At 69.1% G+C, this 6,823-nt stretch carries 7 protein-coding genes and 1 pseudogene; 4 read left to right on the forward strand and 4 right to left on the reverse strand.

Going from position 1 to position 6,823, the window contains the following annotated elements:
• Positions 1-402, reverse strand: a pseudogene (locus tag V8688_RS30715) (hypothetical protein); the annotation flags it as partial.
• Between the two features lie 131 nt (positions 403-533).
• Here V8688_RS30715 and V8688_RS30720 point away from each other — a divergent pair.
• Together V8688_RS30720 and V8688_RS30725 are read left to right on the forward strand one after the other, a co-directional pair.
• Positions 534-968, forward strand: a complete 435-nt coding sequence (locus V8688_RS30720) for a DUF3151 domain-containing protein (RefSeq protein ID WP_218715869.1) — start codon at positions 534-536, stop codon at positions 966-968.
• A gap of 25 nt (positions 969-993) precedes the next feature.
• Positions 994-2,160, forward strand: a complete 1,167-nt coding sequence (locus V8688_RS30725; protein WP_218715868.1) for an FUSC family protein — start codon at positions 994-996, stop codon at positions 2,158-2,160.
• A 4-nt stretch (positions 2,161-2,164) separates the two neighbouring features.
• On the opposite strand, the gene V8688_RS30730 is transcribed toward V8688_RS30725, so the two are convergent.
• Genes V8688_RS30730 through V8688_RS30740 form a run of 3 tightly spaced genes read right to left on the reverse strand, consistent with a single transcriptional unit; the run spans position 2,165 to position 4,477 of the window.
• On the reverse strand, positions 2,165-3,019 hold the full coding sequence (locus V8688_RS30730; RefSeq protein WP_342802260.1) for a glycosyltransferase family 2 protein: 855 nt from the start codon (positions 3,017-3,019) through the stop codon (positions 2,165-2,167).
• Between the two features lie 43 nt (positions 3,020-3,062).
• On the reverse strand, positions 3,063-3,851 hold the full coding sequence (locus V8688_RS30735; RefSeq protein WP_218715866.1) for a site-2 protease family protein: 789 nt from the start codon (positions 3,849-3,851) through the stop codon (positions 3,063-3,065).
• A complete protein-coding gene (locus V8688_RS30740) occupies positions 3,848-4,477 on the reverse strand; it encodes a hypothetical protein (RefSeq protein ID WP_218715865.1) in 630 nt (209 codons plus the stop codon). The genes V8688_RS30735 and V8688_RS30740 overlap by 4 nt, the downstream gene beginning before the upstream one ends.
• A gap of 273 nt (positions 4,478-4,750) precedes the next feature.
• Here V8688_RS30740 and V8688_RS30745 point away from each other — a divergent pair, with 273 nt between their 5' ends.
• Positions 4,751-6,040 (forward strand): adenylosuccinate synthase, encoded by a 1,290-nt coding sequence (locus tag V8688_RS30745; RefSeq protein WP_218715864.1) that lies wholly within the window; start codon positions 4,751-4,753, stop codon positions 6,038-6,040.
• A gap of 154 nt (positions 6,041-6,194) precedes the next feature.
• The coding region (locus tag V8688_RS30750; protein WP_342802261.1) for a hypothetical protein at positions 6,195-6,823 on the forward strand (629 nt) is incomplete at its 3' end.

Here is a 6,823-nt window from a genome sequence, read left to right on the forward strand (position 1 = left end):
GCCGCCGACGGGGCCTCCGGCCGAGGAATTCCCCGGGCCCGAAGGGCGCTGTCCGCCAGGCGCAGTGCCGAGGCCGTCGCCCGGTCGCCCGGACGGCTGCTGACCACCGGGCGCGTTCGCCGGGCGTTCGGACGGCGAACGTCCGCCGGGTGCGTTCGTATGTCGCTCGGTCGACTGGTCGCCGGCGCCGGCAGCGCCCGGCAGCTCACCACGGCGGATGACAACCGTCTCCGCGTTGCCGGGGGGAACGGTCGGCCTGCCCGGTTCGGTCACCGCTTCGGGGGTCGACTTGGGCGCGCCGGTCGACGGCGCGGTGTTCGACGAATCGGCGCCGCGCTGGGCGGTCGCGCCGGGGTCGGCAGATTCGGCTGCCGCGTTGTTCTCGTCGGTCGGGTCGGACACCTAGTACCCCTCGCTCAGGCTCGAACGTTCCACTCGCGCCACAGCCTAGTGCGCGCCGCGCCGAGGGGTTCGCCGATCGCCTCGCGGCGGGCCGGGCGACGACGTCACGGGCCTCGGTGCACAATGAACCCATGACCTCCTTCGGTGACCTGCTCGGACCGCAGCCGGTCCTCCTTCCGGAATTGATCGACGCCGAGGACGCCATCGCGGCGGGCACCGATCCCGTCCAGGTCGCCGCCGATCATCCGGCCGCGTCGATCGCGTGGGCGCAGCTGGCCGAGGCGTCGCTCGAGCGCGCGGGCGACGAGGTCAACCACGACACCGTCGCCGCCTACGCCTTCGCCCGCACCGGTTACCACCGCGGCCTCGACCTGCTGCGCCGCAACGGCTGGAAGGGCTTCGGCCCCGTCCCGTGGAATCACGAACCGAACCAGGGTTTCCTGCGCAGCGTCGGCGCGCTGGCCAGGGCGGCCAAGACCATCGGTGAGACCGAGGAATACGCCCGCTGCCTGGATCTGCTCGAGGACTGCGATCCGCACGCGGCAGCCGAACTCGGCCTGGACTGAGCCCGCGGCCGGATCCGAGTCGTAGGTGAGCGATCCCCATCCCGTCGTCGCCGCGGCCAGCCCGGTCGTCGCCGCCGCCAAGGACAGCACCGTCGATCGCGTGAAGGCGTCGGCGGTGCGCCTGCGGCTGTCGATGATCCCGATCATCCAGTGTTCACTGGGTGCGGCACTGGCGTGGTTCATCGCGCACAACGTCATCGGGCACCCCGACCCGTTCTTCGCGCCGACCGCGGCGATCGTCTCGATCGGCATCTCCTTCGGCGCCCGGATCCGCCGGTCGGTGGAGCTGGTGGTCGGCGTCGCCGTCGGCATCGGCATCGGTGACCTGTTCATCGCGCAGGTCGGCACCGGGGTCTGGCAGGTGGGCCTGGTGGTCGCCGCCGCGATGGCGTGCTCGGTGTTCCTCGACGGCGGCTCGATCATCACCATCCAGGCGGCGGGTTCGGCCGTGTTGGTCTCGACGCTGAGTCAGTCGTCCGGGGCCGGGCCGAGCCGGATGATCGACGCACTGGTCGGTGGCCTGGTCGGGGTGCTCATGGTCGGGCTGATCCCGTTGCACCCGGTGCGCCGCGCCCGCGAGCACGCGGCCGACGTGCTGTCGGTGATGAGCAAGTCGATGATCACCTGCGCCGACGGCCTGCTCGAACAGAACTCGGAGAAGGTGCACGAGGCCCTCTCGGCGGTGCGCGCCACCCAGAAGCAGATCGACGCCCTGCGCTCGGCGCTGGAGGGCGGCCGCGAGGTCAGCCGGATCTCGCCGCTGTACTGGAACTCCCGCAAACGCCTCGCGCGCATTCATTCGGCGGCCGATCCGCTCGACAACGCCGTCCGCAACACCCGTGTGCTGCTGCGCCGTTCCCTGACTCTGGTCCGCGACGACGAGGTGCTCGATCCGCGCCTGATCGACCTGGTCGATCAGCTGGGCCATGCCACCGATGTGGTCCGCAAGATGATGCTGGCGGACCCGGGCGAGCAGCCCGATCAGGCCGAGGCCACCCGCGCGCTGCGCAGCGTCGCCAAGAAGGCCCGCCCCGAACTCGTTGCCGGTGCCGGTCTTTCGGCGCATGTGGTGTTCGCGCAGATCCGGTCGATCGTGGTGGATCTGATGGTCGTGTGCGGGATGCAGCGCATCTCGGCGATGGCGCTGCTCCCGCCCACCGTGCCCAATCCGTATGTGACGCCCGAGGAGTGACGGCTCAGTCGCCGACGGGGGAGACCCTGGGGCGGCCGGGCCGCAGCGAGAATCGCTTGCGGTCGAAGTCCCACACCCGGTAGATCGGCCACTGCGAGGTGTGCATCACCCAGGCCCCGGTGATCACGGCGCGGTGGAAGCCCACCACGTTGTAGCCCTGGTTGGCGATGGTCTCCAGGCCGCGCAACTGGTATTTCCACCAGATGCTCGGCGGCGTCTGGCGGCGACGCGCCGAGATCTCCGCGCGCAGCTGCGGCAGCTGGTCGATGCGCAGTTTCGCCTTGGTCAGGCAGAGCGCGAGGTCGAGGTCTTCGTGCAGGTCACGACGGGTGGTGGTGGCCTCGCGCACCTGCTCCCACGCGGTCCGCCGGATCGCCATATTGGCGCCGTGCACGTTGCCGACCGGCTGGTGTTTGATCAGGCCGAGGCGCTCCTGGCCGCCGATCGCGGCGGCGAGGAAGAAGCCGATCGGGGAGTCGTGGTAGGTGCTGATGCCGGTCACCGCCATGGTGTCCGGATGCGCGTCGAGGTGGGCGCGCACGGTGGCGCCCCAGTCGGGTCCGACGAGGGTGTCGGCGTCGATGCGGCCGAGGTAGTCGCCGCGCGCCTTGTCGAAGCCGGTATTGCGGGCATGGGCGACGCCGGGATTCGGCTCGTCGATCAGTTCGATCTTCGGATGTCGGGCGGCGAGCTCGGCGACGATCTCCCGGGTGCGATCGGTGCTGCCGTTGTCGACGACGATGATCTCGTCGATGGCGTCCTGGCCGACCAGCCGGTCTAGGCAGGCGGCGATGACCGAGGCTTCGTCGAGCGCCGGGATGACGACAGAGAGAACTACGGGCGGTTCGGTGGTGCCCATACGAGTTTCCGTTCCTGAGTCGAGGCTGACCCGCGACAGGCTATCAACGCCAGAACCGGGTCATGTGGCTACCGTAGGCAGCCCACCCGTCAGGTACCCCGGAAAGTTCGAACAAAGCGTAAACAGCGTCGAAAAACACCTGGCTCAATGGTGTGAAGAAGATGACAGCGAAAAGAACGAGCATTCCGTAGGGCTTGATCTGGTCGAGCGACCGGCGCGTCTCGTAACTCAGCGAGGGCTCGATGATCCCGAACCCGTCCAGGCCCGGCACCGGCAGGATGTTCAGCAGGAACGCGGTGATCTGCAGGAACGCCAGAAAACTGAGCCCGCACCAGAACGCGGCGTGCTCCTGCATCGTCCCGAACGCGCGCACCACCACCAGCAGCACCACCGCGCACAGCAGATTGGACGCCGGACCGACCGCGCTGACCAGCCGCTGCACCCCGGACCGGAATCGCGTGGTGTCGACATACACGGCGCCACCGGGCAATCCGATACCGCCGAGCGCGATGAAAATCAGCGGTAATCCGATCGACAGCACCGGGTGGCTGTATTTCAGCGGATTCAGGGTGAGATATCCCCGCACTTCCACTTCATGATCGCCGGCCCGCCACGCGACATAGGCGTGCGCGAACTCGTGCAGACACAGGCTGATGATCCAGCCGAACACCACGAGCACGAACACACCGACCTTGGCGCGCACCGACTCGATGTCGGCGTCCCAGGCCAGCGCGCCGCCGAGCACGGTGATCAGCACGATGAGCAGGAAGACCGGGCTGGGGCGGACGGCACTGTGGCCTGCCCGCCTGCCGGTGGGGAAGGAGGAGGTCATCGCACCAGGAGCCAGGGTTGTTCGAAACGATAGAAGGTCGAGCGGGGCACCTTGCGGTCGGTGGTGATCCCGTCGCGGGTGACGATCGCGCCCGGCGTGCCGAGCTGCGCGGCGCGGCCGGCGACCCAGGGGCGCTTGCGCAAACCCTTGCGGACCCTGGCGCGGACGCCGGGCATCGTCATGGTCGGTGAGATCAGCATCGTGGTCACCGTGCCGGTGAACAGCAGGGTGTCGTCGACGTAGGCCTCGCCCTCGAGCTTGGCGCCGTCGACGCCGGTGATGCTGGCCCGGCCGACGAGTACGGTGCCGGTGTCGTCGCGGATCAGCGGCGTCTCGATCGCCCGGCCCTCGAGCGCGATCTTGGCGGCGGCGTTGCCGGTGGCGGTCTGATAGACCCGCGAGGCGTAGGTCGTCTCGGTCGGCACGAAACCGACCTCGACGTGTAGGCGTTCGGTGCGCATCAGATGGGTGAGCACGGTGGCCAGGGCGGCGTCGGAGCCGAGCACGATCAGGCGCGGCAGGCTGTCGGCGGCCAGCACCGGCAGCAGTTCGTCGATCACGCCGGTGTCGGGCTGTGGCCCGGTCTGCGTGGTCGGCTGCGAGGCCAGTGCGATCGGGACCGGCATGTCACCACATCGGAGAACGTGGGTACTCAAACTGCGGTACACCCTCCTCGGTCGGGTCGACGGTTTGTCGCCCTCGAACACGGCAAACCCCCTGCCGGCAAGTAACCGTAACCGATCGTGGCACCCGCAGCGGTCCGGGGTCGGCGTGCTCGGACAGGGCAGGTCGGAGGGTCCTGATCAGGGGTCGGCTAGACTGTGTCTCCGGCCACCGCCTCAATTCGGCAGGTAGCTGCAGTACACCGTGTGCTGCCGTCGATCTGTAGGAGACGCGAAATGCCGGCAATCGTCCTCATCGGCGCCCAGTGGGGCGACGAGGGTAAGGGCAAAGCTACCGATCTGCTCGGTGAGCGGTTGCAGTGGGTCGTTCGTTACCAGGGCGGCAACAACGCAGGCCACACGGTCGTGCTTCCCAACGGCGACAAGTTCGCCCTGCACCTGATCCCGTCCGGCATCCTCACCCCCGGCGTGAAGAACGTCATCGGCAACGGCGTCGTGGTCGATCCCGGCGTGCTGCTCGACGAGCTCGCCGGGCTGGAAGAGCGCGGCGTCGACACCTCCGGCCTGCTGCTCTCGGCCGACGCGCACCTGATCATGCCGTACCACGTGGCGATCGATAAGGTCGCCGAGCGCTTCCTCGGCAGCCGCAAGATCGGCACCACCGGCCGCGGCATCGGTCCCTGCTACCAGGACAAGGTCGCCCGCGTCGGCGTCCGCGTCGCCGATGTGCTCGACGAGAAGATCCTCACCCAGAAGGTCGAGGCCGCCCTGGAATTCAAGAACCAGGTGCTGGTGAAGATCTACAACCGCCGCGCGCTGGACCCGCAGCAGGTGGTGGACGAGGTGCTCGAACAGGCCGAGTCGTTCAAACACCGCATCTCCGACACCCGGCTCGAGCTGAACCTGGCGCTCGAGCGCGGCGACACGATCCTGCTGGAGGGTTCGCAGGGCACTCTGCTCGACGTCGACCACGGCACCTACCCGTTCGTCACCTCGTCGAACCCGACCTCGGGCGGCGCGGCGGTCGGTTCCGGCATCGGCCCGAACAAGATCGACACGGTGCTCGGCATCCTCAAGTGCTACACCACCCGCGTCGGCTCCGGCCCGTTCCCGACCGAGCTGTTCGACAACTTCGGTGAGTTCCTGGCCAAGAACGGCGGCGAGGTGGGCGTCACCACCGGCCGGGCCCGTCGCTGTGGCTGGTTCGACGCGGTCATCAGCCGCTACGCCACCCGCGTCAACGGCATCACCGACTACTTCCTCACCAAGCTCGACGTGCTGTCGGGTCTGGACACCGTGCCGATCTGCGTCGCCTACGAGATCGACGGCGAGCGGGTCGAGCAGATGCCGACCACCCAGACCGAGTTCCATCACGCGAAGCCGATCTACGAGGAGATGCCCGGCTGGTGGGAGGACATCTCGCAGGCTCGCACCTTCGAGGAGCTGCCTGCCAACGCGCAGGCGTACGTGCTGCGGCTGGAAGAGCTTTCGGGCGCGCGGATCTCGTGCATCGGTGTGGGCCCCGGCCGCGATCAGACGATCGTGCGCCACGACGTGCTGGGGTGAGCTGAGCGCTGACACGCGCGAGTGATGTCGACTCGCTATCGATTTGACAGCATCCGCTCGGCTACCGCTATCGTCGCTGCGCGGTACGCGGGGACGTGCCGCATGGTGTCGAGTGTGTGAGTGGGTGTTCGGCGTGATCCGTCGGTCCGATGATGTGAACTCTTCGACGGCGCGGCGAGTCGCCCGTCCGCTCGTCGGCGTGCTGCCGATGGCGCTGGCCGTGGCCTGCGCCGGCGTCGCGATCGCGGTGCCGCAGCCGGGGATCAACCCGGAGCAGCCGGGCGTGAACACGCCGGCGCCCGCCGACGAGGGCCGGTCCGATCTGGCGACGTTCGACGCTCCCGACACGCTGGAGCGTCTCGCGCCCGAACGTCCGGAATCGCGCCCGGTGCCCGAATACACCGCTCCGCCCCCGCCGATCGTCATCGAGGAGCTGCACCTCCCCGAGCCCGTCGAGCCGGTCGCGCCCATCGCCCCGCCTCCGCGCACGCTGCGCGTCGGTGACTTCACCAGCCCGGTACCCGACGAGCTCCCGGGCGAGGTCCTCGACGGCGTGAACAACTCCGCCGCCGACGTCGAGGCCGCCATCGCGACCCAGGGCCGCTCGATCGGCATCAACCCCAGCCGCTCGGACAAGATCGCCGCCGCGACGGTCGGCGGCGCACTGGCCGGTGCCGCCATCGTCGGTGCCCCGGCGGCGGCCGTCGGCGCCGTCGGTGGTGGGCTCATCGGCGCGGGCATCGGTGCCGGTGTCGGCTTCGCGGTCGGTGCGGCCGGTACCGC

Source organism: Nocardia sp. No.11, from assembly GCF_038752175.1.
GTDB lineage: Bacteria > Actinomycetota > Actinomycetes > Mycobacteriales > Mycobacteriaceae > Nocardia > Nocardia canadensis.

What these genes read in the sequence shown, in the direction of transcription:
- V8688_RS30735 (WP_218715866.1), bottom strand. Translation starts at nt 3,851, where the DNA reads ATGACCTCCTCCTTCCCCACCGGCAGGCGGGCAGGCCACAGTGCCGTC.
- V8688_RS30730 (WP_342802260.1), bottom strand. Translation starts at nt 3,019, where the DNA reads ATGGGCACCACCGAACCGCCCGTAGTTCTCTCTGTCGTCATCCCGGCG.
- V8688_RS30740 (WP_218715865.1), bottom strand. Translation starts at nt 4,477, where the DNA reads ATGCCGGTCCCGATCGCACTGGCCTCGCAGCCGACCACGCAGACCGGG.
- V8688_RS30720 (WP_218715869.1), top strand. Translation starts at nt 534, where the DNA reads ATGACCTCCTTCGGTGACCTGCTCGGACCGCAGCCGGTCCTCCTTCCG.
- V8688_RS30745 (WP_218715864.1), top strand. Translation starts at nt 4,751, where the DNA reads ATGCCGGCAATCGTCCTCATCGGCGCCCAGTGGGGCGACGAGGGTAAG.